The sequence below is a fragment of the Pseudomonas sp. T8 genome (genome assembly GCF_024610635.1).
GTDB classification, from domain to species: Bacteria; Pseudomonadota; Gammaproteobacteria; order Pseudomonadales; family Pseudomonadaceae; genus Aquipseudomonas; species Aquipseudomonas chlororaphis_I.
In genome coordinates this window covers 4,446,383-4,470,578 of the sequence record NZ_CP102374.1, presented here as the reverse complement: position 1 = coordinate 4,470,578, position 24,196 = coordinate 4,446,383, and the positions used below count along the sequence as shown (strand labels likewise).

The 24,196-nt window shown below is 62.3% G+C and carries 25 protein-coding genes; 4 read left to right on the top strand and 21 right to left on the bottom strand.

Annotation, left to right across the window (positions count from 1 at the left end; genetic code table 11):
• Position 1: 1 nt before the first annotated feature.
• From icmH to NRG23_RS19965, 20 genes are all read right to left on the bottom strand, one after another.
• Complete coding sequence (gene icmH, locus NRG23_RS20060) at positions 2 to 871, bottom strand: type IVB secretion system protein IcmH/DotU (protein ID WP_007930266.1); 870 nt, start codon at positions 869 to 871, stop codon at positions 2 to 4.
• Positions 872 to 876: 5 nt separating this feature from the next.
• Entirely contained in the window at positions 877 to 2,208 is a 1,332-nt protein-coding gene (tssK, locus tag NRG23_RS20055; protein ID WP_009046207.1) for a type VI secretion system baseplate subunit TssK, read from the bottom strand.
• A 2-nt stretch (positions 2,209 to 2,210) separates the two neighbouring features.
• On the bottom strand, positions 2,211 to 2,711 hold the full coding sequence (tssJ, locus tag NRG23_RS20050) for a type VI secretion system lipoprotein TssJ (protein WP_009051585.1): 501 nt from the start codon (positions 2,709 to 2,711) through the stop codon (positions 2,211 to 2,213).
• 5 nt (positions 2,712 to 2,716) lie between these two features.
• Entirely contained in the window at positions 2,717 to 3,910 is a 1,194-nt protein-coding gene (tagH, locus tag NRG23_RS20045) for a type VI secretion system-associated FHA domain protein TagH (protein WP_009051586.1), read from the bottom strand.
• A gap of 17 nt (positions 3,911 to 3,927) precedes the next feature.
• Entirely contained in the window at positions 3,928 to 4,068 is a 141-nt protein-coding gene (locus NRG23_RS20040; RefSeq protein WP_007930271.1) for a hypothetical protein, read from the bottom strand.
• 95 nt (positions 4,069 to 4,163) lie between these two features.
• Positions 4,164 to 5,681, bottom strand: a complete 1,518-nt coding sequence (locus tag NRG23_RS20035) for a sigma-54-dependent Fis family transcriptional regulator (protein ID WP_009051587.1) — start codon at positions 5,679 to 5,681, stop codon at positions 4,164 to 4,166.
• Between the two features lie 10 nt (positions 5,682 to 5,691).
• On the bottom strand, positions 5,692 to 8,346 hold the full coding sequence (gene tssH / locus NRG23_RS20030; RefSeq protein WP_101283998.1) for a type VI secretion system ATPase TssH: 2,655 nt from the start codon (positions 8,344 to 8,346) through the stop codon (positions 5,692 to 5,694).
• An 11-nt stretch (positions 8,347 to 8,357) separates the two neighbouring features.
• Complete coding sequence (gene tssG / locus NRG23_RS20025; RefSeq protein ID WP_007930277.1) at positions 8,358 to 9,365, bottom strand: type VI secretion system baseplate subunit TssG; 1,008 nt, start codon at positions 9,363 to 9,365, stop codon at positions 8,358 to 8,360.
• Entirely contained in the window at positions 9,329 to 11,116 is a 1,788-nt protein-coding gene (tssF, locus tag NRG23_RS20020; RefSeq protein ID WP_007930278.1) for a type VI secretion system baseplate subunit TssF, read from the bottom strand. The genes tssG and tssF overlap by 37 nt, the downstream gene beginning before the upstream one ends.
• A 116-nt stretch (positions 11,117 to 11,232) precedes the next feature.
• On the bottom strand, positions 11,233 to 11,439 hold the full coding sequence (locus tag NRG23_RS20015) for a hypothetical protein (protein WP_023967800.1): 207 nt from the start codon (positions 11,437 to 11,439) through the stop codon (positions 11,233 to 11,235).
• A 97-nt stretch (positions 11,440 to 11,536) separates the two neighbouring features.
• Positions 11,537 to 11,941 (bottom strand): hypothetical protein, encoded by a 405-nt coding sequence (locus NRG23_RS20010; RefSeq protein ID WP_016703139.1) that lies wholly within the window; start codon positions 11,939 to 11,941, stop codon positions 11,537 to 11,539.
• Complete coding sequence (locus NRG23_RS20005) at positions 11,938 to 12,789, bottom strand: hypothetical protein (protein WP_257371823.1); 852 nt, start codon at positions 12,787 to 12,789, stop codon at positions 11,938 to 11,940. Before NRG23_RS20005 ends, NRG23_RS20010 begins: the two co-directional genes overlap by 4 nt.
• 4 nt (positions 12,790 to 12,793) lie before the next feature.
• Positions 12,794 to 13,300, bottom strand: a complete 507-nt coding sequence (locus NRG23_RS20000) for a PAAR domain-containing protein (RefSeq protein WP_373922230.1) — start codon at positions 13,298 to 13,300, stop codon at positions 12,794 to 12,796.
• 14 nt (positions 13,301 to 13,314) lie between these two features.
• Positions 13,315 to 13,722: a type VI secretion system baseplate subunit TssE gene (tssE, locus tag NRG23_RS19995; RefSeq protein ID WP_007930282.1), complete on the bottom strand. Its 408-nt coding sequence runs from the start codon at positions 13,720 to 13,722 to the stop codon at positions 13,315 to 13,317.
• Positions 13,723 to 13,736: 14 nt separating this feature from the next.
• The gene (gene tssC / locus NRG23_RS19990) at positions 13,737 to 15,212 is read right to left on the bottom strand and encodes a type VI secretion system contractile sheath large subunit (protein ID WP_009051592.1); all 1,476 of its coding nucleotides are present in this window, start codon (positions 15,210 to 15,212) and stop codon (positions 13,737 to 13,739) included.
• A gap of 29 nt (positions 15,213 to 15,241) precedes the next feature.
• Positions 15,242 to 15,745 (bottom strand): type VI secretion system contractile sheath small subunit, encoded by a 504-nt coding sequence (gene tssB, locus NRG23_RS19985; RefSeq protein ID WP_007930286.1) that lies wholly within the window; start codon positions 15,743 to 15,745, stop codon positions 15,242 to 15,244.
• 33 nt (positions 15,746 to 15,778) lie between these two features.
• On the bottom strand, positions 15,779 to 17,335 hold the full coding sequence (tssA, locus tag NRG23_RS19980; protein ID WP_257371820.1) for a type VI secretion system protein TssA: 1,557 nt from the start codon (positions 17,333 to 17,335) through the stop codon (positions 15,779 to 15,781).
• 631 nt (positions 17,336 to 17,966) lie between these two features.
• Complete coding sequence (locus tag NRG23_RS19975) at positions 17,967 to 18,242, bottom strand: HU family DNA-binding protein (protein ID WP_003213368.1); 276 nt, start codon at positions 18,240 to 18,242, stop codon at positions 17,967 to 17,969.
• A gap of 188 nt (positions 18,243 to 18,430) precedes the next feature.
• Positions 18,431 to 19,579 carry an NAD(P)/FAD-dependent oxidoreductase gene (locus tag NRG23_RS19970; RefSeq protein WP_257371819.1) on the bottom strand — a complete coding sequence of 383 codons (1,149 nt, stop codon included), beginning with the start codon at positions 19,577 to 19,579 and terminating at the stop codon, positions 18,431 to 18,433.
• Between the two features lie 39 nt (positions 19,580 to 19,618).
• A complete protein-coding gene (locus NRG23_RS19965; protein ID WP_009051595.1) occupies positions 19,619 to 19,786 on the bottom strand; it encodes a rubredoxin in 168 nt (55 codons plus the stop codon).
• A gap of 216 nt (positions 19,787 to 20,002) precedes the next feature.
• On the opposite strand from NRG23_RS19965, the gene NRG23_RS19960 reads away from it, so the two are divergent.
• On the top strand, positions 20,003 to 20,566 hold the full coding sequence (locus NRG23_RS19960; RefSeq protein ID WP_257371818.1) for a chorismate lyase: 564 nt from the start codon (positions 20,003 to 20,005) through the stop codon (positions 20,564 to 20,566).
• Positions 20,566 to 21,456: a 4-hydroxybenzoate octaprenyltransferase gene (ubiA, locus tag NRG23_RS19955; protein ID WP_009051597.1), complete on the top strand. Its 891-nt coding sequence runs from the start codon at positions 20,566 to 20,568 to the stop codon at positions 21,454 to 21,456. The genes NRG23_RS19960 and ubiA overlap by 1 nt, the downstream gene beginning before the upstream one ends.
• Positions 21,457 to 21,525: 69 nt before the next feature.
• Here the strand turns inward: ubiA and NRG23_RS19950 are convergent, their stop codons facing one another.
• Positions 21,526 to 21,909, bottom strand: a complete 384-nt coding sequence (locus NRG23_RS19950; protein ID WP_257371817.1) for a hypothetical protein — start codon at positions 21,907 to 21,909, stop codon at positions 21,526 to 21,528.
• A gap of 151 nt (positions 21,910 to 22,060) precedes the next feature.
• On the opposite strand from NRG23_RS19950, the gene phoB reads away from it, so the two are divergent.
• Together phoB and phoR are read left to right on the top strand one after the other, a co-directional pair.
• A complete protein-coding gene (phoB, locus tag NRG23_RS19945; RefSeq protein WP_007896474.1) occupies positions 22,061 to 22,750 on the top strand; it encodes a phosphate regulon transcriptional regulator PhoB in 690 nt (229 codons plus the stop codon).
• 80 nt (positions 22,751 to 22,830) lie between these two features.
• On the top strand, positions 22,831 to 24,123 hold the full coding sequence (gene phoR, locus NRG23_RS19940; protein WP_257375083.1) for a phosphate regulon sensor histidine kinase PhoR: 1,293 nt from the start codon (positions 22,831 to 22,833) through the stop codon (positions 24,121 to 24,123).
• The last annotated feature ends 73 nt before the right edge of the window (positions 24,124 to 24,196 follow it).

Genomic DNA, 24,196 nt, shown 5'->3' with positions numbered 1-24,196 from the left:
ATTACGGCTGGGGCTGGACCACGGCCGGGTCAAGCTGCTGATAAGGTTGCAGAACGGTCTCGCGCTGCTCGCCCAGAACCCAGGCGAACCCCGAATACATCACCACCAGGCAGACCACCGTGAACAGCGCGACCATCCACCACGGCACGATGCGCACCAGGCTGCGGCGCTTGTCGTGCAGGCCTTCCCAATGCGGCGACAGCTCGCGCGGCACGTCGCCACGCAGCTGGCGGATCTGCCGGTACAGCGCATCGCGGATGCCTTCGAGTTCGAGCATGCCGCGGGCCATGACCCGGTACTTGCCCTCGAAGCCCAGCGACAGGCACAGGTACATCAGCTCCAGCATCGGCAGGTGCTTGACCGGGTTCTTCGACAACCGGTCCAGCAGCTGGAAGAACTTCTCGCCACCAAAGGTCTCGTTGTGGAAGCTGCTGAGCAGGCTCATCTGCGACCACTCGCTTTCATTGCCCCACGGAGTGGTGACCACCGCCTCGTCGACCACGGTGCACAGCACGTAGCGGGCGGCCATGACCTGGCTGCTTTCGGCGCCGTTGTGCAGGGCGCGCACCTCGAACAGTTTCAGGGCCGAGGTCAGCCGCTCGTTGAGCGCGTACAGGTCTTCGCGGGTGTCGCTGTGCTTGAGGCGCACCACTTCCGACAACAGATCGGAGGCCGCCGCCACCAGCGCGTTCAGGCTGATGTTGAAGGCCTCGGCCGGGCGCAGGCGCGCGGCGTAGATCATCCGTTCTTCCAGTTGCTCGAAGCGTGGCGGCGCGGCGAAATCGGTCAGCGGACTCTGCGCCGGGCCATGGCCCTGGCGATCGAGCAGGACGGTCTTGTCGTCCTGGTTGTGTTCCATGTCCTTGATCATGTCGGTCAGTTCCTGATGGCCCAGAATTTCAGTTCAAGCTCGGCGAATTCGCCGGACACGTGGAAGGCGAAACCACCGGAACGCTCCAGTTGCGCCAGGTCTTCGGAACTGAGTTCGAGGATGAAATAGGTTTTGTTGGAGTGGAACGCGATCTGCCGTGGCGCCACCGGCAAGGGTTTGACCTTGATCCCCGGCAGGTGCAGGTTGACCAGCTGGCGAATGCGCTCCACCGGGCCGACCTTGAGGTGCGCCGGCAAACGATGGCGCAGTTCTTCGGAGTCGCAGTTGGCGCTGGCGGCCAGGACGAACGAAGCCGAACCCAGCAGCTTGTGGTCATGCAACGGCGACACGATGATCCCGTACTGGCGAGCCTGCAGCACCAGCTCGATGGCGTGCTGTTCGAGCACCATCGACAGCACCTGGCGGATCGCGTCCATCAACTTGCGAAAGCTCGCGCCCTGGTCGCTGTGCTGGTAGCGGCTGTCCAGGCGCGGCCGCTTGCTGTCGCTGGCGAAGGTCGCCAGATCGCCGAGCATGGTCAGCAGCGTGCGGTACAGCTCTTCCGGATGCACCTGCTCCAGGCCCAGGTAGTGGCGCAGCAGCAGTTCGGTGCGGTTGATCAGTTGCAGCATCATGAAGTCGCCGACTTCGGCACCGCCGACCTTGCCGTTGGAACGGATCCGGTCGGCAATGGTGTCGCCGCGGTGGCTGAGCATGCTGATCACTTCCTTCAGGCACGACAGCAGGTAGCTCGAGGCATGGGCGTGGATGAAGGTCGGCACGAAGTCCGGGTCGAGGCTGATCACCCCGTCGGGCGTGGTGTCGAGGACTTCGCAGAGCTTGAGCTTCACATAGGCCTGGTCGCTCTGTTGCTCGCCGAGCAGCAGGCGGAAGTCCGGCCGGGCGCAGCTGACCTGGCTGCTGGAATCGTCGCCGGCGTTGGAGTCGGCCACTTCCGCCTCGTAGGTGGTGTAGCGCGCCAGCACATCGGACTGCTCCGGACGGCGCGACTCGATGTGGTTGCCGGTCACCAGCGGCAAGGCCAGGTAGACCGGGGTGTTGCCGGTGTTCGGCGGTACGTCGAGGGCCAGCGGCTCGGTGTTGCCACCCAGCTCGAACAGGCTGCCGTCGGGCAGGATGCCGGAGGCCTGGCTGATCACCAGCTTGCCCATGTTGAGGAACTGCAGGTCGATCTCCAGGCTCAGGAACCCCCAGGAATAACTGCCCAGCAACTGGGTGCGGGTTTTCATCTGGTAGTCGTAGTAGCGATCGTTGTGCTGGAAGTGCTGCGGGCGCAGCAACATGCCTTCCTGCCAAATGACTTTATGCACGTTCATGATTACTTGTCCGCCTTGGCGAGCGTTGCATTGCTGGTGCGGATACCGGCCTGGTCGAGGGTCAGGTCGGCTTCGGTCAGTTCCACCGGAGTGAGCTGCACCACATAGCGCCACTGGGTTTCCGACAGGTCGCGGTAGGCCGCCAGCACGCCGACGTAGCGGCTGCCTTCTTCGACGCTGAGCTTGAGTTCCACGGTTTCACCCGGGCGCAGTTCCAGTTCTTCGCTGGCCACCATGTCCGGGGCCAGGGACTCCTTGGCGCGCTCGTAGAGGCTGAAGAAATCGGCGTTCTCGAAGGCCACCGGATGCTTGAGCTCGATCAGCCGCACCACGATCGGCGACGGACGACCGTTGAGGTCCGGGTTGAGCTGGTCGCTGGCGGTCAGCTTGAGGTTGAGCTTGGTCATGGTCGAGTACGGCGACAGCGACGAGCAGCCGGCGAGCAACGCCAGGGCGGTCAGCGCAGCCAGCGTCTTGAGTAACAGGGTCGAGCAGCGAGACATGCGCATCATCCTTGGTGTTCGGTGTGAAGGGTGGAGATCAGGCGGATCTGTTCTTCGTAGGCCTGGGCGAAGTCGCGGGCCAGCAGGCGTTCGCTCCAGTCATCGTCCTGGCGCAGGGCCTGGTGGTAGCGGTTGTAGGCGCGCCAGCGGCTGCCGGATGTGGCCAGCAACGGCTTGTTGTCGCGCTCGAAACGCAGGGTCAGTTGCTGCGGCGAAAAATGCTCGAGGGTGCCGCGCACGGCCGCGCGGCTGGCGGTCAGCAGCGCCACCTGGTGCGCCTGCAGATCGCGGAACGCGCGGGAGATCGCCTGCTCGGCCGGCAACTGGCCGGGCTTGTTGCCCTGCAGCAGGATGCCCAGCGCTTCGCTGGCGTCCACGGCAAACTTGAGCGGGTTCTTGCTACCGCCCTGGGCCGTGGTCAGGGCCAGGCGCAGTTCGTTTTTCAGCTCGCTGCGGGTGCGCAGGCTCTGCTGCAGGCCGCCGATGCTTTGCTTGAGCAGGCGCGCGGCATCGATCGCCAGGGCTTCGCGGGCGTCGTGATCGAGACCTTTGAGGTCCACCCCCAGCGCCGCGCCGAAATGCTCCCAGAAGCCTTCGCGCTGGCGCTCCACCGGGGCCGGCTCGACGGCGACCGGCGCCTCGGGCTGGGCCACCAGTTCCGGCACCAGCAGGCTTTCCATGTCGATGCGCGCATAGTCCGCGCGCTGCCGTGGTTCCTGGCGCGGCGTGTTGAGCGCGGTCAGCTCGTCGATTTCCGAATACACCCGCTCCTGCTGGTCCAGCGCGTTGAGCGGGTCGAGGTCGAGGAATGCGTCATCGGGAATGATGCTGCCAGCGGCTTGCGGACGACCGACTTCGGCGTCGAAGGTCGCCGGATCGCGCACCAGGCGCGCGCGGATCTCGAAATCCCCCAGCACATACACGCTGCCGTGCTCGATACGCTGCGGCTCGCCCTTGCGCAGGCGCGCGCCGCTGTCGCTGGCCTGGATACCGTTGCTGCTGGTATCGGTGAGGAAAAACATTCCGTCGCGGTAGCTGACGATCGCGTGGTGATTGGACAGATGACGCTTGCGGTCCGGAATGATCCAGTCGCAATCCTCGCCCCGCCCGATCACCCCACCGGCCTGCTTGAAGGTTTTGCTGCTCAACTCCGTGGGCACGAACTGCTTGGTGTTCAGCATTTCGAAAACCAGTTCCATGATGATGCTCCTTGCGGTCACTTGCCGCGATTGACCGCCTGCGGATCACCCAATGGGCGATAGGTGTTGTCGTTGAATTTGTAATTACCGCTACAGCCGCCGAGGCCGCTGAGAACGATCAGAGCCAGCAGGGCGGCTTGCCAGTGACGAACAGACATCAGAGGGTCTCCATGGGTAGACAATGCACAAAGCGCCGACCCTGGCGGGCGACGCTTGGCGAAACGAAAAAGGCGCTGGGGAAAGTCATGTCGCGCTAACCCTCGAAGTCGCCAAGATTGATGTTCAACCGCCCGAGGCGGTACAGCAGCGTGCGCCTGGGCAGCCCCAGCTCGCGGGCCGCCAGGGTCTGGTTGCCGTCGTTCTTGCGCAGGCAATCGAGCAGCAGGTGGCGCTCGACTTTCTCCAGGCGTTCGCGCAGGTTCAGGCCGGGTTCTTCCGGCAGCGCTTCGCTGCTCAGGGAGAAATGCTCGGCCAGCAGCTCACCGCCTTCGCACAACAACACCGCCCGTTCCACCAGGCCCTTGAGCTCGCGCACGTTGCCCGGGAAGGTGTAGCCCGACAGGTGATTGAGGGCGGTTTCCGACCAGCTCACCGGGTCGCGCTGCAGGAAGGCGCAGGCCTTGTCGGCGAAGTGCCGGGCCAGGTCGAGGATGTCGCCTTCGCGCTGGCGCAGGGCCGGCAACTCGATCGGGAACTGCGCCAGGCGGTAGTACAGGTCCTCGCGGAACTTGCCTTCGCTGACCAGCACCGCCAGGTCGCGGTGGGTCGCGGCGATGATGCGCACGTCGATCTTGTGGGTGTCGTTGGAACCCAGCGGACGGATCTCGCCCTCCTGCAACACGCGCAGCAGCTTGGCTTGCAGGGACAGCGGCATGTCGCCGATTTCGTCCAGCAACAGGGTGCCGCCATTGGCCGCGTCGAACAGCCCCGGACGGTCGCGATCGGCGCCAGTGAAGGCACCCTTGCGGTAGCCGAACAGCTCGCTCTCCAGCAGGTTCTCCGGGAACGCCGCGCAGTTCTGCACGATGAACGCCTGGGAGCGCCGTGGGCCGTAGTCGTGGATGGCCCGCGCCACCACTTCCTTGCCGGTGCCGGTCTCGCCGCGCAGCAATACGGTGTAGGGGCTGTGCAGCACCTTGCTGATCAACTGGTAGGTCTGGCGCATGGCCGTGCTGTTGCCGATCAGCCCGTAGCCGCTGGCGCTGACCGGGGTGCTGGCCACGGGCGTCGCGTCGCCCACCGGACGACGCAGGCGTTGCAGCAGGTGCAATTGCCCGAGCACGAACGAGCCCAACTGGCCCATGGAATCGGCGAAACCCTGCAGGTCGATATGTTCGCGACTGGCGCACAGCAGCAGGCCCTCGACGGCCTTTTGCGTGTTCACCAGCGGCACGCACAGCAGTGACTGCCAGGGGGTATCCCGGGCCGGCAGGAAGCTGGTTTCGTGCAGGCTGCCGCTCAGCCCCACCAGGCTCACCACGCGGTTCTGGCACAGGGCGAACTGCAGCAGCTGCTCACCGTTGTAGTCCGCCGGCAGGCTCGCCGCTTCCCGCGGTTGCAGGATGCCGCCCAGGCATTCGGCGCTCAGGCCCAGCCGGGTATGGGTGGCATCCAGCAGGTACAGCTGGCTCAGCTCGCAACCGCTGAGCCCGGCCACGCCGCGCACGAAATCGCCCAGCAGCGCGCCACCGTCCGCCGCCCGCGACAGGCTGGCGAACTGCGCCAACAGCGCCTCGGCATAGATCAGCGGTTGCGGTACACGAGTGAACATCACACCCACCTCAGGCGAACTCGCAGGTCACGCCGCCGCTGCTGTCGAGCGTCGCGTGTACGCGCTTGAGGTTCTCGCCGGTGGCCATGGCGTCCAGCAGGCGGTCGGCCACCAGCGGCAGTACGTGCAGGTCGAGCAGATGATCGATCAGGCGCGCGCCGCTTTCGCTCTGGGTGCAGCGCTCGGCCAGGTGGTCGACCAGGTTCTGGCAGTAAGTGAAATCCAGCTGGCGACGGTTCAGGCGCTCGCCCAGGCGGCCCAGCTTGATTTCGATCAGCTCGCGCAGCACCGGGCCGCCCACCGGGTAGTACGGCACCACGCGCATGCGCGCCAGCAGCGCCGGCTTGAAGTGCTTGCTGAGCACCGGGCGGATGGTCTCTTCCAGGATCTCGGCGCTCGGCCGCTCACCGTTCTCACACAGGGCGCTGATGCGGTCGCTGGCCAGGTTCGAGGTCATCAGGATCAGCGTGTTGCGGAAGTCGATCTCGCGCCCTTCGCCGTCGTTGGCCACGCCCTTGTCGAAGATCTGATAGAACAGGTTGAGCACGTCCGGGTCGGCTTTCTCGACCTCGTCGAGCAGCACCACCGAATACGGCTTCTGCCGCACCGCCTCGGTGAGCATGCCGCCTTCGCCGTAGCCAACGTAGCCTGGCGGCGCGCCGATCAGGCGCGACACGGTGTGCTTCTCCTGGAACTCGGACATGTTGATGGTGGTGATGAAGCGATCGCCGCCGTACAGCAGGTCGGCCAGGGCCAGGGCGGTTTCGGTCTTGCCGACGCCGCTCGGGCCCACCAGCAGGAATACCCCCACCGGCGCATCCGGCTTGTTCAGGCCAGCGGCGGTGGCGCGCATCGAGCGATCCAGCGCATGCACCGCCTGCTCCTGGCCACGAATGCGGGCGCGCAGGTCGGTGGCGAAGCTCGCCACCTTGGCGTTGTGTTCACGGGCCAGTTGCGTCAGTGGCACACCGGTCCAGGCGCTGATCACTTCGGCCACCAGGCGCGGGCAGACTTCGAAGCTGACCAGACGCTCCTGGCTCTGGGCATCGCTCAGGGCGCGATGGGTTTCGTTGAGGGCAGCCTCCAGCGCCTCGACGCTCTGCCCTTCTTCCACTTCGGCGGCGAGGGTTTCGATCACCGTGCCTTCGGCGTCTTCTTCCACCGATACCCGCGGTGGCTGGTTGGCCGCGTCGCGAGCCTTGGCCAGTTGCTGGCGCAGTTCGAGCAGACGCTCGGCCAGGGTGCGCTGTTCGCTCCACAGGGTTTCCAGGGCTTGTTGCTCGGCCTCGGCGTCGGCCAGACGGGCTTCCAACGCGTCCAGCGCTTCCTGGTCGATCACCAGGCCGGCCTCTGCATCGCGGCGCAGTGCCTGGCGCTGACGGCCGCCTTCGGCCAGCTCGCCACGCAGGCGTTCCAGGCTCTCCGGCGCCGCCGCCAGGCTGATGCGCACCCGGGCACAGGCGGTGTCGAGCACGTCCACCGCCTTGTCCGGCAGCTGGCGGCCAGCCAGGTAGCGGGCCGACAGTTCGGCCGCGGCCACCACCGCGTCGTCGCGCAGGTAGATGCCGTGGCTCTTTTCGTAGACCTGGGCCAGGCCACGCAGGATGGTCACCGCCTCGCTGACGGTCGGTTCGTGCAGCTGCACCGGCTGGAAGCGACGGGCCAGTGCCGGGTCTTTCTCGAAGTACTTCTTGTATTCGGCCCAGGTGGTGGCGGCGATGGTCCGCAGCTCGCCGCGGGCCAGGGCTGGCTTGAGCAGATTGGCCGCGTCGGAACCACCCGCGTTGCCGCCGGCGCCGATCAGGGTGTGGGCTTCGTCGATAAACAGAATGATCGGCTTAGGCGAAGCCTTGACCTCGTCGATTACGCCCTTGAGGCGGCGCTCGAACTCGCCCTTAACGCTGGCGCCGGCCTGCAGCAGGCCCATGTCCAGCGACAGCAACTCGACGCCCTTGAGCACCTGTGGCACTTCACCGGCGGCGATGCGCGAGGCCAGGCCTTCGACCACCGCGGTTTTACCGACGCCGGCTTCGCCGACCACGATCGGGTTGTTCTTGCGGCGCCGGGCGAGGATGTCGACCATCTGGCGGATCGCGCCATCGCGGCACAGCACCGGGTCGAGCTTGCCCTCGCGCGCCTGCTGGGTCAGGTTGTGGGTGAAGCGCTGCAACAGCGATTCGCCCGGCGCCGCCGGCTTGCCGCTGGCCGGCTCTTCCTTCTGCGACAGGGCGAAATCCTTCAGCCGTTCGATGTTCAGCTTGGCCAGCAGCGGCTGGTAACGGCTACCGGCGTAACGCATCGGGTTGCGCAGCAGGGCGAGGATCAGCGCCGCCTGTTCGACCTGGCTCTGGCCCAGTTCGAGGTTGGCCACCAGCAAGGCGTCCTGCAGCCACTGCACCAGTTCCGGGGCGAACACCGGGTTGCGCGAGGCACTGTGCTCGACCCGCGATTGCAGTGCCGCGCTCAGTTCGCCGGCATCCACTTCGGCGTCCTGCAGCGCGCGGGCGAGCAGGCCTTGCGGACGCTCCAGCAGACCCAGCAACAGGTCTTCGACCAGGATCTTGCTGCCGCCACGGGCGACGCAGCGTTCGGCGGAGCTTTCCAGGTCACGGCGGGTTTCGGCGTCCAGCGCCTGGATCAGTTGCTGCAGGTCTACGTTGATCATGTCATCTGTCCTTAATGAATTTTGCTGCCCAGGGTCACCACGCCGTCCGCGCGTTCGCGGCCGAGCCAACTGGTCCACCCGAGGCGACAGGCGTTTTGCTCACCGATGCGCAGTTCGCGGATTTCTTCCTGGCGCAGGACCAGGCGAATGTCATAGTCCAGCGGGTCACGCAGGGTGAACCGCACCAGCGCGCACAACGGCTGGTAGCCGAAACCGATCGGCAGGAATTCGTGGAAGCGCTGCCAGTCGAGCTGGCGGATATGGATGCGGAACTTGCCGCTGCGGTCGCGCACCCGCTCGCCCAGCACCAGGTCTTCGCCGAGCTGGCTGTTGGCGCGACCCAGGCGGTTGCGTTGCTCTTCGAGAATCTCCACCCGACGCTCGATGCACTGCTCGATCACCAGGTCCGCATGCTTGAAGTAGTAGCGCAGCACGGCCTCGATCAACGCCGCCGAGTGTGCCCGCAGGCTGAGCAGGCCGAGGTACGGCAGCAGGCGCTTCCAGTTCAGTTCCTTGGCCTTGCGGATGTCTTCGCCGCCGAGACCGATCAGGGCGAACAGCTGGGCGGAAAACGGGTCGAGCGCGCCGCTCTTGAAGCTGGCGCGGTAGCGGTACTTGCGCCAGATCGGCAGCATCAGCCGCTGCAGGCGATGATGGAACAGGTCGAGGAAGTTGCGGGTCGGGTTGCCGTCCTCGCTGTCGCCCAGGGCCTGCTCACCGTAGAACGCCGGCAGCGGCGAGCCGGAGCCGAACAGCCCGATCAGGTTGAACCGCAGGCGCGCGCGCATCTGCCCGTGCTCTTCGAAAAACTCCACGCGATCGACGTCGCTGCCAGGGAAACCCAGGCTCGGATTGGCCTGGAATTCCAGCTGGTCGTAGAGATCCTCTTCGCTCAGGCCCGGATGGGAATCGCGCAGCCGGTCCACCACCAGCAGCACGGCCTGGAACAGCGAGTACTCGCGGATGACCCGGGTCAGCCCGCTTAAAGCAGGGGCTGTAGACCCATACGTGGTGTCCATTGGTACACCTCTCCCTGTGTACTTTTTACCCGCAGCTCGTGGTACGAGTTGAGACTGGCGTAAAGAGCGAAAAACTCGTTGAGAACCGAAGCGAAGACGAACATGTCGCCTTCACCGATATAACCTTCCGGATCGATGGTCAGCTCGGTGCGCAGACCGCGCAGCGGCAGGCCCCGGTGCAGCCGGTCGACATGCTCGTGGCGGATCGACTTGAGCCCACCCAGCAGGCGCTTGCTGACCTTTTCCAGGTGCTGGTCGTAGTAGCGCGGCAAGTCGTAGGTTTCCAGGATCACCTTGAGCGCGTCGACGTTGGCCAGCGACAGGTAGTTGAGCGACATGTTGCTGATCAGCTTCCACAGGAAGTCGCGATTCAGCGGTGGCGCGTAGCTCGAAGTGGCCGGGGTGATGTTGCGGAAACTGAGGAATTCCGGGGTTTCCTCGCACGCCTGGTTGATCTCGCCGAGCTTGAGCCGGCGCGGCAGGTTCTGGTTGGTGCAGGTCAGCTCGATGGACAGGGTTTCGTGGGCCTCGGTGTGGCGGATGCCGAAGCTCAGGTAGGTGTCCAGGCCGTCATGCAGCAACGAGGAGCGCTGGCGGATGCTGTAGTGCGGGCGGCTTTGCGGGACGTCGAAACTCGGATCGTGCTCGAAGGATTCGAACGGCACATATTCCTGGTAACCCAGGCCGCCGGGCTTCCAGCCGGTCACGGTTTCCACCGAGAACACGCCGCAGTTTTCCAGGTCGTACTCGGCCGGCAACAGCAGGTACTCGTCCTGCTTGCCATCGAGACGGATCGGCAGCGCGTCGTGCTTGAACAGGTTGGCGATCGGCGTGCAATACAGCTTCACGTTGTCCAGGGTCGGCCGCAGGCGCTGGATGCCGCTCTTGCGAATGTCGAAGCGCACCTCAAGGCCGTGCAACTGCTTGAGGGTGTCCTCCGGCAGCGACTTGAGCAGGTCCAGGCCGTTCAGGTCGACGAACAGGAACTTGTCCTGGAAGGCGAAATACTCCTGCAGGTAGCGATAACCGCGGAAGGTGTTGAGCGGGTACGGGATCAACGCCTCTTCTTCGGCAAAGCCCACCGGCTGCACGCGGTTGCCGGGCATCTTGAACGACATGGCATTGCCACTGACACCCGGGAACGGCTTGCCATCCATGCCCAGCGGCACCAGCTCGATGCCTTCGAGGTTGCGCAGCAGGCTCAGGTAGAGCATCTGGCTGATGTAGCGCTCGCCCGCCAGGTGCAGGCGCAGGCGGCTCAGGTTCAGCTCGCCGAGATGGCCGTCGCAGCTCATCTCCAGGCGCAGGCTGAGCAGTGCGCCGTCGCCTTTCACCGAGTAGTTCAGCGCGGTCAGGTCCAGCGGCAGGACTTCGGTCGGGTAGCAGGTCCGGAAGCGGCAGCGCACGTCATCGATGGGCTTGCTCTCCACCGGCGTATCACGCTCCACACGCAGGGCCGGCCCGGACTGCTTCAGCGGGTCGAACTGCAGGATGCTGAATGCCGGCAACGGCCGCATGTAGTTCGGCCACAGCAGGTGCATCAGCGAGTGGCTCAGCTCCGGCAGCTCGTCATCGAGCTTCTGCCGCAGGCGACCGGTGAGGAACGCGAAACCTTCGAGCAGGCGCTCCACATCCGGGTCCCGCCCGGCCTGCCCGAGAAACGGCGCCAGGGCCGGACTACGCTCGGCGAAACGGCGACCCAGCTGGCGCAGCGCGGTGAGTTCGCTTTGGTAGTAGTGGTTAAAGGACACGGGTTACCTGCTTGGTGTTGAATTCGGGTGAACTCGGTATGTGCGTCGACGTAGTCTTCATATTCATTCGGGCAGTTGATTCAGGAAGTTCATTCAGCCCAACCCAAAATCGGCATTCAGGCTGGAGGCAAATTAGCGAAGTAGCTACCAACGGCCTCAAGCAACGGAACAGACATCAGACATAGAAAGACCAGAGCCCTATGCCCCTTGGAATTCCTGATACCGGCAAACAGGCCACCAATCGCCACAAAAAAACAGACGATTGCCAAAACGCCAAACAGGTCGCTATCCGCCAATACCGCCAAATAACCTTTAAGATCCATCACTTATTGAACCCCGGTTCGCGACAGACAAATGGTTTGTTGTAGACCTGTTGCGCCGCGTCTCAAGGTCACAGGAAACAGGAGGAAGCCGGCGAACTTAGTCATTGAGTTCACCCTTTGCCCCTTGCTTTGCGATTCGCTGCGATAAATATTTATTCACTTTATTCGCAACAAGTATCGCCACTGCAGTCAAGCTGCCGCTCAACGCACTGTATGCAAATGCTCGAACAGGGTATTCAGGAAGCAGGTAAATCGATATCAGGGCGACCATAACCATTAGCGCCCCCCATTTAACTGCGACCTTTGGAACTAGAGAAACAACAAGGTTCACCGCAACAAAAAGATAAAAAACCATGTACATGGCGATCCCGATGGATGCGCCTCGGGAAGTCAGCCCACCAAACAGGTGTTTATATAAAGAAACCCCGTAATAGTTGAGCACCACATATGCCACACAGGCACAGAAGTGGACAAACAAGCCTACAGCGATCCTCGCTATCACTTCTGCCAAACCCCGTACTTTTGTACCGAATCTTGTGTAATGGAGCTTCTCAGTTTCTGGTCCGATGCACCGCGGTACACAGTGCTGGTTACGATCTTTTCGCGATAGCCCATGCGACCGGCAAACACCCTTACCTTTTCCACACGTAGCTCAAAGTTTTCAGAAGCCCATAGCGCGCCACGTAAGACCATGTAGTTGTCATACTCATTGGAAAAGTCTTCCTTTGGAAATACAGGAAGACCGTCTCCATACTTCATGCCCGTCTCGACCGTCTTCAGGATAGAGGCTTCAAGTTGCTTGGTTTCTTCAAAATAAAGACGGTATGTATCAGTAGCGAATGGTATCTGCCCTACAGCATCGGACCAATAAGGCTTGCCCTCAATCATTACTATCAGAAACTTGGCTCCGCCTTCTGCGCTGTTTTTCCAGTCGCCAGGCATTTTTGGTGCAAAGCTGATCGACATACGATCCACGACTGCGAACTTGATGATTTGCGCCCATGTAAAGTGCTTGTACGCACTATAAGACTCCGAACCAGCTGTTTGAGACTCCGGATTAACCCATATCATTTTCCGGTAATTATCCGCCAACGGTTCAAACCACTGACGTTTTGCCTCGTACAGCTTCTCAGCCGTCAGAATTCGGAATTGAATGTCTGAGGCTGCTGGTTTTAGAGCAAAAAGCGGCACCCCATTATTCCTGGTTACCAACCAGACATTGGGCAATGGAAGCTGTTTCGGCTTCTTGTCCTCACTGGGCGTTGTTTCCGCCTTAATTTTCAGCTCCGTCTTTCTATCGGAAGTCTTGAAAACATGGGAAACGCCGTCGATAACAATTGTGGTTTCCACGCAGTTACTCCGACGACACGTAAATGGTGACCATTTCGCTTTGCTTACCGGTTGAAAAACATCCAGTTCCTCCAGCTGCCGATGAACATCCAGCTTTTTCTATTCCACTTTCAGAAACCATCCTGTAATTCAAGTTGGCGGCTGGCTGCCCATCTGCAGTCTGGAACGAAAAAATACGATTGAAGACTCCAGGAATGACTACAGGCTCCGGCGCCACAAACGGCGCCGCCGAGTGGGAATTCCCGATAATCACCGTCCCCGACCCACCGATAACGATATTTCCATGAGTCCCGACCGAATCAACCGTGGCCGCCGGCTTGCCATTGATCAGCACGGTGGTCGCCAGGGCGCCGGACATCGCGCCGCCACAGGCCGAGGTATCGCCCTGGCGGGCGGCGGGCAGGCCGTCAAAGAACACATCGCCGGAACCGGCGGCGATCGGGTTGGTTGCATGGCCGGGGAGCGGGCAGGCGGTGGGGTCGCTGACGCGTGCTGCGGGTTTACCTGACATCGTCGTTTCCTTGCTTAACTGACCTTGACCTGTCCGCTGCCATCCAGGCGCGCGGAAAAACTGACCTGGCGCTTGAACCCGTCCACCTCAAGCAGGCCTTCGATATTGAAAGCCAGCTTGAGCTGGTCGTGATCACGCGGCAGGGAAACGACACGCACATTGCTCAGACGCGGCTCGTAGGCTTCGATGAAGCTTTCGATGGCCAGGCGAGCCTGGCTCAGGGCGTCGTGCAGGCTCAGGCGCATGTCGTTGAGATCGGGCAGCCCGTAATCGGACAGCGTCTGCACGCTGCCCGCACGGGTGCTGAGCATCTTGCCCAGATGGGCAGCCACCGACGCCATGGCGGAAACCTCGCGGCTCCAGCCGACACGTTTGTCGGCCTCGCCACTCAGGCGTTCGAAAAGGCTGCCGTATCCGGTCATGACCTAGCTCCTGGTTACTCTTTGTCCAGCTTGCCAACCAGCGACAGGGTGAAATCGGCCCCCATGTACTTGAAGTGCGGGCGCACGTTCAGGCTGACGCGGTACCAGCCCGGCTCACCTTCCACATCGCTGACGATGATCTGCGCGGCGCGCAGCGGACGGCGGCCACGAACTTCGGCGCTCGGGTTTTCCTGGTCGGCGACGTACTGGCGGATCCACTTGTTGAGCTCCAGCTCGAGGTCGGTACGTTCTTTCCACGAACCGAGTTGCTCGCGCTGCAGCACTTTCAGGTAGTGAGCCAGGCGGTTGACGATCATCATGTACGGCAGCTGGGTGCCGAGCTTGTAGTTCAGCTCCGCAGCCTTGCCTTCGGCGCTGATGCCGAAGAACTTCGGTTTCTGCACCGAGCTTGCGGAGAAGAACGCCGCGTTGTCGCTGCCTTTGCGCATGGTCAGGGAGATGAAGCCTTCCTCGGCCAGTTCGTATTCACGACGGTCGGAAACCAGGACCTCAGTCGGGATCTTGGTTTCGATTTCGCCCATGCTTTCGAAGTGGTGCAGCGGCAGGTCTTCTACTGCGCCACCGCTCTGCGGGCCGATGATGTTCGGGCACCAGCGGAACTTGGCGAAGCTGTCGGTCAGCTTGGTACCGAAGGCGTACGCGGTGTTGCCCCACAGGTAGTGCTCGTGGCTGTTGGCAACGGTTTCCTTGTAGACGAAGGATTTGACCGGGTTCTCTTCCGGATCGTACGGGTTGCGCAGCAGGAAGCGCGGTACGGTCAGGCCGATGTAGCGCGAGTCTTCCGACTGGCGGAAGCTCTGCCATTTGGCGAATTGCGGGCCTTCGAAGTGATCTTTCAGATCCTTCAGGTCCGGCAGGCCGGTGAAGCTTTCCAGGCCGAAGAATTTCGGACCGGCCGCGGCGATGAACGGCGCGTGGGACATGCAGGCAACGCTGGACACGTACTGCATCAGCTTCACGTCTGGCGAGCTTGGCGACATGAAGTAGTTGGCGATGATCGCGCCCACCGGCTGGCCACCGAACTGGCCGTATTCAGCGGTGTAGATGTGCTTGTACAGGCCAGACTGCATCACTTCCGGCGAATCTTCGAAGTCGTCCAGCAGGTCCTGCTTGGAGACGTTGAGGATTTCGATCTTGATGTTTTCGCGGAAGTTGGTGCGGTCGACCAGCAACTGCAGGCCACGCCAGGCCGATTCCAGGGACTGGAAGTCTTCGTGGTGAAGGATTTCGTCCATCTGGCGGCTGAGCTTGGCATCGATCTCGGCGATCATGCGGTCAACCATGGCCTTCTTGACCGGCTCACCGTCGTTCTGAGGCTTGAGCAGCTCTTCGATGAAGGCCGACACGCCGCGCTTGGCGATGTCGTAGGCTTCGTCGTCCGGAGTCAGGCGGGTTTCGGCGATGATGCTGTCGAGAATGCTGTACTCGCCGTTCTCGTTGCTTTTCTGTTGTGCTGCACTAGTGCTCATAGTGTTTGGCTTCCTTGACTGATAGAGACTCAGGCTTCGGTGGCTGCGGCGTTCAGGCCCAGCTCACCGAGTACACGACCGCGCGATTCGTCGTCGGCGAGTACGCCTTCGATGGCTTTACGGAATGCAGGGGCGTTACCCAGCGGACCCTTGAGGGCCACCAGCGCGTCGCGCAGTTCCATCAGTTTTTTCAGCTCAGGCACTTGCTCGACCAGGCTGGCCGGGTTGAAGTCCTTCATCGAGTTGACGCGCAGCTTGACCGCCAGCTCTTCGGTGTCGCCCTCTTCCTGAAGACGGTTAGGCACGCTCAGCGTCAGGCTCAGCTCCTGCTTGGCCAGCACTTCGTCGAACGTCATTTTGTCGATGCTGATCGGCTTGCGGTCTTCCACTTTGCGCTCGTCCACGCGCTGGGTGTAATCACCGATTGCCAGTAGCTTCAACGGCAGTTCAATCTCTTCCTGAGCACCGCCGGTGGCGGGTTTGAAGGTGACGTTGATGCGTTCCTTGGGGGCTACCGAGCCTTCTTTGGCCATGGCTTTTCTCCTTGCGGTTGTTGGCCCTGGGGCCTATTCGAGTACCACTTCGAGGTCGAGGTGGCACAGCCTGCGATAAATCTCTTCCTTGCGTTCTCGCACTGCGTGGTTCTGCGGCAACAACTCACAGCAGCTATGCAGGAGGTGCAGCACTTCCAACGCAAGATCCGGCTCCCAGGCATGCAGGCCCGAGCTCAGTAATTCTTGATCGAGGGTTTCAAGCTGGGTCTTGGCCAGTTCGTATTTCTTGGCCATGAAGCACAGCCGCGCCAGGCTGAACTGCCAGAAGAACCGCACCCGCCCGCCGTGGGCGTTCTGCAGGCCTTGCTTGAGGACCTGCACGGCGGCCTTGAGGCCGTCCTTGCGCAGGATCGGCAAGACCTCTTCGAGGGCTTCTTCCCAGGCCGGCTGGCTGGTGGTCGCTTCGACCTTGCGCGGCGCACTGGCGCTTTGCAGATGGGGCATGACGTGAGCGCTGATCCAGCTGCGGGTGGCCGGATCGGCAAAAGGCGCGCCGTCGTGGAAACGCAGTTCGACCACCCCCGGCAGACGCTGCAACAGGAGTGCGAAGTGAAACTCCACTTCGCGCATCGCCTGGTCGGCGTTCAGCCCCTGCAGGCATTCCCAGACCATGCGCTGGCCGTCGAACCAGAATGGCGCCCTGGCCAGGCTGGCTTCGAGCTCCACCAGCAGGTCGGCGTACTGCCCGTTGGTAAAACGTTCCTGATAGGTCTTGAGCTTGTCGGCCGGCAACCCGCGCAACGCGGTGATCTGCTCGGCATTGCGCTCCGGGACGGCATCGATGGGCAACCACAGCATGGTGCGGTTCAGGCGCAGGGCGCGCACATCGGTGGCCTTCTGCTTGAGCCACCAGGCGCTCAGCGGCCGGGCGTTTTCCTGCAACGCGCGCAGGGCCTTCTGCGCTTCCTTCTCGTTGTCGATGGGCGCGCCGGGCGTGAACAGCTGGGTCGCGGCCTGCTTGACCTGCGCCACCACCGCGCCCACGGCGCCGGGTTCCGGCTGGTTGTCGGCGGCGCGCTGGACCATGGTCGACAGCCGCCGGCAGATCGGCAGCAGCAAGGGCGCGTTGTCGCCCAGATGCTCGGTGAGCACGGTATCGAGCCCTTCCAGGTGTTCCACCAGGCGGCGGAACAGCGGCAGTTGCTCCTTGATCGCGATGTTTTCGCCCAGCACCTGCTCGAGACGCGGCACCAGCCAGCCGATGGCGGCAGCCCGGGTACGCAGTTTGGCGGGGTGGATCTGCGCCCAATGCTGTTCGCACAGGTGCTGCAGAAGACCAAGGCCGGCCAGCAGGCCGGGGAAGGATTCACGCTGATACAAGGCCCAGGTGAGCCAGGCGGCCACCCGCAGATCCTTGGACTGGATACGCAGCAGCGCTTCACTGTTTTCGAGGATTTTCAGCCAGTCGATCTGGCCGCTTTCGTGCATGGATTGGGCTTTGCACAGCTCACTTTCCAGTGCCTCGTATTCGCTGGAGAAGCGAACGTCCTCGCCCGCAAAACTCTCTTTGGAAACAGAGGCCTTGGCGAGGTCGAGGTAATGGGCAGAAAGTTTACTTGAGTAGGACATCCATGGCCTTTTTTGAGATTACGGTCTATACGCACGCGAGACTTTTTTCACGTGCTGGACAGTATCGAAGAGCGTACTCATCCAATTGAGCCTGCTCTTTCAAGAGCGCGCATCGTAATCAGTATGATGGCCACTAGCAAGCATCCCTTCAAACGACAAGACGAACTGTCATCGGCTGCTCGTAAGAGATTGCCTTATATATGACAGGGGTTCCCCTTAGGCAGTCAGTTGAATCCCTATTTCAACCAGAAACGCTGGGAGCCGCCGGCCAGAGCCTTGCGCGATATAAACCAGAGAACGATTCAATGATTAAGGGACAATGCCAGACAGAGTCGAAAAGTGCCGGATACGGGAACAATCTTAATTTTGAACTTTTATAAAAAAGTGCAGTCCGCGTACAACACCTAACTTTGAAAAGTGCCACCAATATGATGGCACTCGAGACGGTAGTTTGCTATCGCAACAATCTGTATGTTTTTTGAACAGTACAGATGGAGTTCTAACAAAACTTGCTTCATGCATTCCTGTTCTTTATATACGGAACAGCCACCCATAAAAAATGGGCATCCGAAGTATCGGCTTGCCCATTTTTCAATACGGTTCTCCCTGCTATCGAGGGAGTTCGCAACAGTTATGGATTGACGCTGTCTTTCAGCGATTTGCCTGGCTTGAAGGCTACGGTGTTGCTGGCCTTGATCTTCACCGGCTCACCGGTTTGCGGGTTCTTGCCGGTACGGGCGCCACGGTGACGCTGCAGGAAGGTTCCGAAACCTACCAGGGTGACGCTGTCTTTACGATGCAGGGCGCCGGTGATTTCTTCGAGAACGGCGTTGAGAACGCGGTTGGCTTGTTCTTTGGTCAGATCCGCTTTTTCAGCAATTGCAGCGGCGAGTTCTGGTTTACGCATAGTGAAGCCTCTTTGACGGTTTTTTGTTGTTATGTCCGTGCTGTTCTTCCGGAACAGCGCCCAAGGCGCCGCAGGCTCTACTCTGCGGCAGACGGGTGTGAGGATGGCACGCGGTTAGGAGTGGCGCCAGTCTCTGCGCGACCTTTGTAGCGGCAAACACATGATTATTCCGACAGAACGACCGGTATTTAGGCCAATAAGCCGGGAAGCTCCTTGTTCAGGGCCAATTTCTCCATGACCGCGGCCCCGGTCAGGGCATAACCCAGCAGCTTGCCGCTGGCATCGCGGCACAGCGCCTTGATGTCGGCGCCCTGCCCCTCGACCGCCCACACGCCTTCCAGGCCGCGTGGCGGTGGCGAAACCACCAATGGACAGACCGGGGTTTTCACGGTGATCGGCATCGGCCCGTAACTGACTGCCGTCGGGTTACCCGCCAGGGTTTGTGCCAGCGCTCGCGCACAACTCATGAGGGGCATGACGTACAGCAAATTCAGCCCATCGACCTCGGCGCAGTCGCCCAAGGCATAGATGTTGGCGTGGGACGTCTTGAGATGCCGGTCCACCACCACCCCGCGGTTGACCATCAACCCCGCGGCGGCGGCCAGGTCGATGCGTGGGCGCAGGCCGATCGCCGACACCACCAGATCGCAGGCGATCACCTCGCCGTCGGACAGATGCGCCTCGAGGCCATCCGCTGTGCGCTGCAAGCGATTGAGCACCGGCCCCAGATGGAAGCGCGCGCCCAGGCTTTCCAGCCCGGCCTGTACCGCGGCAGCTGCCGCAGGATGCAACAGCGTCGGCATGACTTGCTCGCAAGGCGCTACCAGGTCCACTTCATAACCGCCGAGGATCAGGTCGTTGGCGAACTCGCAGCCGATCAGGCCGGCGCCCAGCAGCAACACCCGGCGCTTGCCGGCCGCGGCCGCGCGAAAGCGCGCGTAGTCTTCCAGGTCGTTGATCGGGAAAATCAGGTCGCCGGCATCGCCCTCCACCGGTACGCGCACGGTTTCCGCGCCCCAGGCGAGGATCAGGTCGCGGTAGTTCACCGCTTCTTCACCAATCCACAGGCGCTTGTGGCCAGGGTCGATGCCGCTGATGCGGGTATGGGTGCGCACCTCGGCCTTCAACTGCTCGGCCATGGCGCCGGGTTCGGCCATGCTCAGGCCGTCGGCTTCCTTGTTCTTGCCGAAGCCGGTGGAAAGCATCGGCTTGGAATAGGAACGTCCGTCATCGGCGGTAATCAGCAGCAGCGGCGTTTCGCTATCGAGCTTGCGAAACTCTCGGGCCAGGTTGTAGCCGGCCAGCCCGGTGCCCACGATGACGACAGGTGGTTTCATTCCTTACTCCTTCAGGTTCAGGGGATCACCAGGTTGTGATCAGCCGATCTCGATCATTTCGAAATCCATTTTGCCGACTCCGCAATCCGGGCAGAGCCAGTCTTCAGGCACGTCTTCCCAGCGGGTACCGGGCACGATTCCGTCGTCCGGCCAGCCGTCGGCTTCGTTGTAGATCAGGCCGCAGACCACACATTGCCACTTTTTCATTTACGCGTTTCCTCAGGTTCTCAGGCTGTTGCCGGCGGGATGGTCGATGAATCGACTCTGGATGACGCCAGGGGGCGCGTCCGGCCCAGCGCGTTTTGTACTGATGAGCACCGACGGATGCAAGCACGTTCGCTGCGGACGGCCGCTCCATTGCGGCAAAATCGCCTGTCGCCATGCTAAGCTCGCGGCCTCATTTGCTGCCAATAATGACCCACTGTGCCGCACTCAATCTCTCCATTTTCCACCCCGGACTGGCTCTCGCAAAGCCGGCTGACGCCCCTCCCCGACGCACAGACCCTCGATTGGCTGTTCGATGAAGGTTCGCTGACCCGGCGCCTGACCCGTCTCTCCAATGACGGTTTCAGCGTGACGCCGCTGGTCGAGGGCTGGCAGACCCTGCGTGCCGACGAATGCGCCGCGCTGGACCTGCCGCTAGGTAGCCAGGGCTGGGTACGCGAGGTGTATCTGCGCGGTCACGGCCAGGCCTGGGTATTCGCCCGCAGCGTGGCGGCCCGTAGCGCCCTGCAGGATGGCGGGCTGAACATGGACGAACTGGGTAGCCGCTCCCTGGGTGAACTGCTGTTCTGCGACCAGGCCTTTGCGCGCCGCCCCATCGAGGTCTGCCATTACCCACGCCCGTGGCTGCCCGACGAGGTGCAAGCCGATGACCTTTGGGCCCGCCGTTCACGCTTCGATCGCGCAACCCTGAGCGTGCTGGTCGCCGAAATCTTCCTGCCGTCCCTGTGGAGCGCCGCCGGCGCCCAGCCGGAGAACCGCTGATGTATCAGAGCCTGCTCAAATCCCTCAACCGCCTGAATCCGCGCGCCTGGGACTTTATCCAGCTGACCCGCATGGACAAGCCGATCGGCATCTACCTGCTGCTCTGGCCGACCCTCTGGGCCCTGTGGATTGCCGGCGAAGGCTCGCCATCGCTGGCCAATATCGTGATTTTCGTCCTCGGCGTGACCCTCACCCGGGCCGGCGGTTGCGTGATCAACGACTGGGCCGACCGCAAGGTCGACGGCCACGTGAAGCGCACCGAACAGCGTCCGCTGGTCAGCGGCAAGATCAGTTCCAAGGAAGCCCTGGTGTTCTTCGCCGTGCTGATGTTCATCAGCTTCCTGCTGGTGCTGTGCACCAACGCGGCGACCATCTGGCTGTCGCTGGGCGGCCTGGCCCTGGCGGCCACCTACCCCTTCATGAAGCGCTACACCTATTACCCGCAAGTGGTGCTGGGCGCGGCGTTCTCCTGGGGCATCCCGATGGCCTTCACCGCCGAAACCGGCGAACTGCCGGCCACCGCCTGGCTGTTGTACATCGCCAACCTGCTGTGGACCGTGGGTTATGACACCTATTACGCGATGACCGACCGCGACGACGACCTGAAGATCGGGGTGAAATCCACCGCGATCCTGTTCGGCGAAGCCGACCGGGTGATCATCCTGACCCTGCAGGGCCTGGCGCTGGGGTGCCTGCTGCTGGCGGGCGCGCGTTTCGAGTTGGGTATCTGGTTCCACCTGGGTTTGCTGGTGGCGGCCGGGTGTTTTGCCTGGGAGTTCTGGTACACCCGCGATCGCGACCGGATGAAGTGCTTCAAGGCCTTCCTGCATAACCACTGGGCGGGGTTGGCGATTTTCCTGGGGATAGTCGTGGATTACGCGGTGCGCTGAGGATCGTGATCGCGGGCCAGCCTCGCTCCTGCGCAGGAAAGAGGCTGGCCCGCGATAATCGCCCTGCCATCAATCAGGCTTGGCTACTTTCCAGGCGCCGTCCATCTTACCGTCGCCGGTCATGTCACCGGCTTTCTTGTCCATCACGAAGGTGTACAGCGGCTTGCCGTCGTAGGCCCACTGCATGGAGCCGTCGTCACGCTTGATGACGGTCCACTCGCCCATGGCCTTGTCGCCGCTGGCGGCCATCAGCGGCGGCCAGTTGGCGGCGCACTTGTCGTTACACATGGACTTGCCGCCGGCGTCCTTGGCAAAGGTGTACAAGGTCATGCCCTTGAGATCGACGAACATACCGTCCTTGACCATTGCCGGTTCTGCGGCGAACGCCAGCCCCGGCAGGGCCAGCGCAGCGCTCAGCAACAGGGTTTTCCAGGATTGCGTGAGTTGAGTCATAGAAACCTTCTTTGGTGGTTGTCAGGATTCGGACCCAAAGCTTAGTCCACGAATGCAGCCCTCGCCCCAGCACCTAAAATACTGTCACACGACTGCAATAATTCCGTTATCTAATGCGGCGCAAGACAGTTAAATGACAAGAGGATTAAGCATGGTTGGCAGGAGCATTCTGATCGTTGACGACGAAGCGCCCATTCGCGAAATGATCGCCGTTGCGTTGGAAATGGCCGGCTACGACTGCCTGGAGGCGGAGAACTCCCAGCAGGCCCATGCCATCATCGTCGACCGCAAGCCCGACCTGATCCTGCTCGACTGGATGCTGCCCGGCACCTCCGGCATCGAGCTGGCCCGGCGCCTGAAACGCGATGAGCTGACCGGTGACATCCCGATCATCATGCTCACCGCCAAGGGCGAAGAGGACAACAAGATCCAGGGCCTGGAAGTCGGCGCCGACGACTACATCACCAAGCCGTTCTCCCCTCGCGAGCTGGTCGCGCGCCTCAAGGCCGTGCTGCGCCGCGCCGGCCCGACCGACGGCGAGGCGCCGATCGAAGTCGGCGGCCTGCTGCTGGACCCGATCAGCCACCGCGTGACCATCGACGGAAAACCGGCCGAGATGGGCCCGACCGAATACCGCCTGCTGCAATTCTTCATGACCCACCAGGAGCGCGCCTACACCCGCGGCCAGTTGCTGGACCAGGTCTGGGGCGGCAACGTCTACGTCGAAGAGCGTACCGTCGACGTGCATATCCGCCGCCTGCGCAAAGCCTTGGGCGATGCCTACGAGAATCTGGTACAAACCGTGCGCGGCACCGGCTACCGTTTTTCCACCAAGGCCTGAAGCCGGCCCCTTATTCGCCAGACGCTTACAAGGACGCGTGTTAAGTGAACCAGAACTGGCATGGCACCCTGATTCGCCACATGCTGCTGTTGGTCACCGGCTGCCTGCTGGTGGGCCTGATCAGCGGTTACTACGGCTGGAGCCTGGCCATCGGCCTGGGGATCTATCTGGCCTGGACCCTCAAGCAACTGCTGCGCCTGCACGAATGGCTGCGCCTGCACCAACCCGATGAAGCACCGCCCGATGGCTACGGCCTGTGGGGCGAGGTGTTCGACAGCATCTATCACCTGCAACGCCGCGACCAACGAGTGCGCGGGCGCCTGCAAGCGGTGATCGACCGGGTCCAGGAGTCCACTGCGGCGCTGAAAGACGCGGTGATCATGCTCGACAGCGACGGCAACCTGGAATGGTGGAACCGCGCCGCGGAAACCCTGCTGGGCCTGAAGACCCCGCAGGACAGCGGCCAGCCGGTGACCAACCTGGTGCGCCATCCGCGCTTCAAGGAATATTTCGAGCAGGACAATTACAACGAGCCACTGGAGATCCCCTCGCCGACCAACGACCGGATACGCATCCAGCTGTACATCACCCGCTACGGCAACAACGAACACCTGATGCTGGTGCGCGACGTGACCCGCATCCACCAGTTGGAACAGATGCGCAAGGACTTCATCGCCAACGTCTCCCACGAGCTGCGCACGCCGCTGACGGTGATCTGCGGCTACCTGGAAACCCTGCTCGACAACGTCGAGGAAGTGAACCCACGCTGGAGCCGCGCCCTGCAGCAGATGCAGCAGCAAGGCGAGCGCATGCAGACCCTGCTCAACGACCTGCTGCTGTTGGCCAAGCTGGAAGCCACCGACTACCCGTCGGACAACCAGCCGGTGCCGATCGATGCGCTGCTGCAATCGATCAAGAGCGATGCCCAGGCGCTGTCCGGGGAGCGCAACCAGCGCATCACCCTGGAAGCCGACGCGCAGATCCAGCTCAAGGGCAGCGAGGCGGAACTGCGCAGCGCCTTTTCCAACCTGGTGTTCAACGCCGTGAAATACACCCCGGCCGAGGGCAACATCCGCATCCGCTGGTGGGGCGACGAGCAAGGCGCGCACCTGAGCGTGCAGGACTCGGGGATCGGCATCGACAGCAAGCACTTGCCGCGCCTGACCGAACGCTTCTACCGGGTCGACTCCAGCCGCAACTCCAACACCGGCGGCACCGGCCTGGGCCTGGCCATCGTCAAGCATGTGCTGCTGCGCCACCGGGCGCGCCTGGAGATCAGCAGCGTACCCGGCCACGGCAGCACTTTTACCTGCCATTTCGCCCCGGCCCAGGTGAAAAGATTCCGTGCCGGCACCCTGACCGACCAGCGGTGACAGCCACGCGCCACTAGGCAATCGCCCTGCCAGCCGCTACATTGGCTGGCTTGCGCCTGCCATTGCGCCGCGC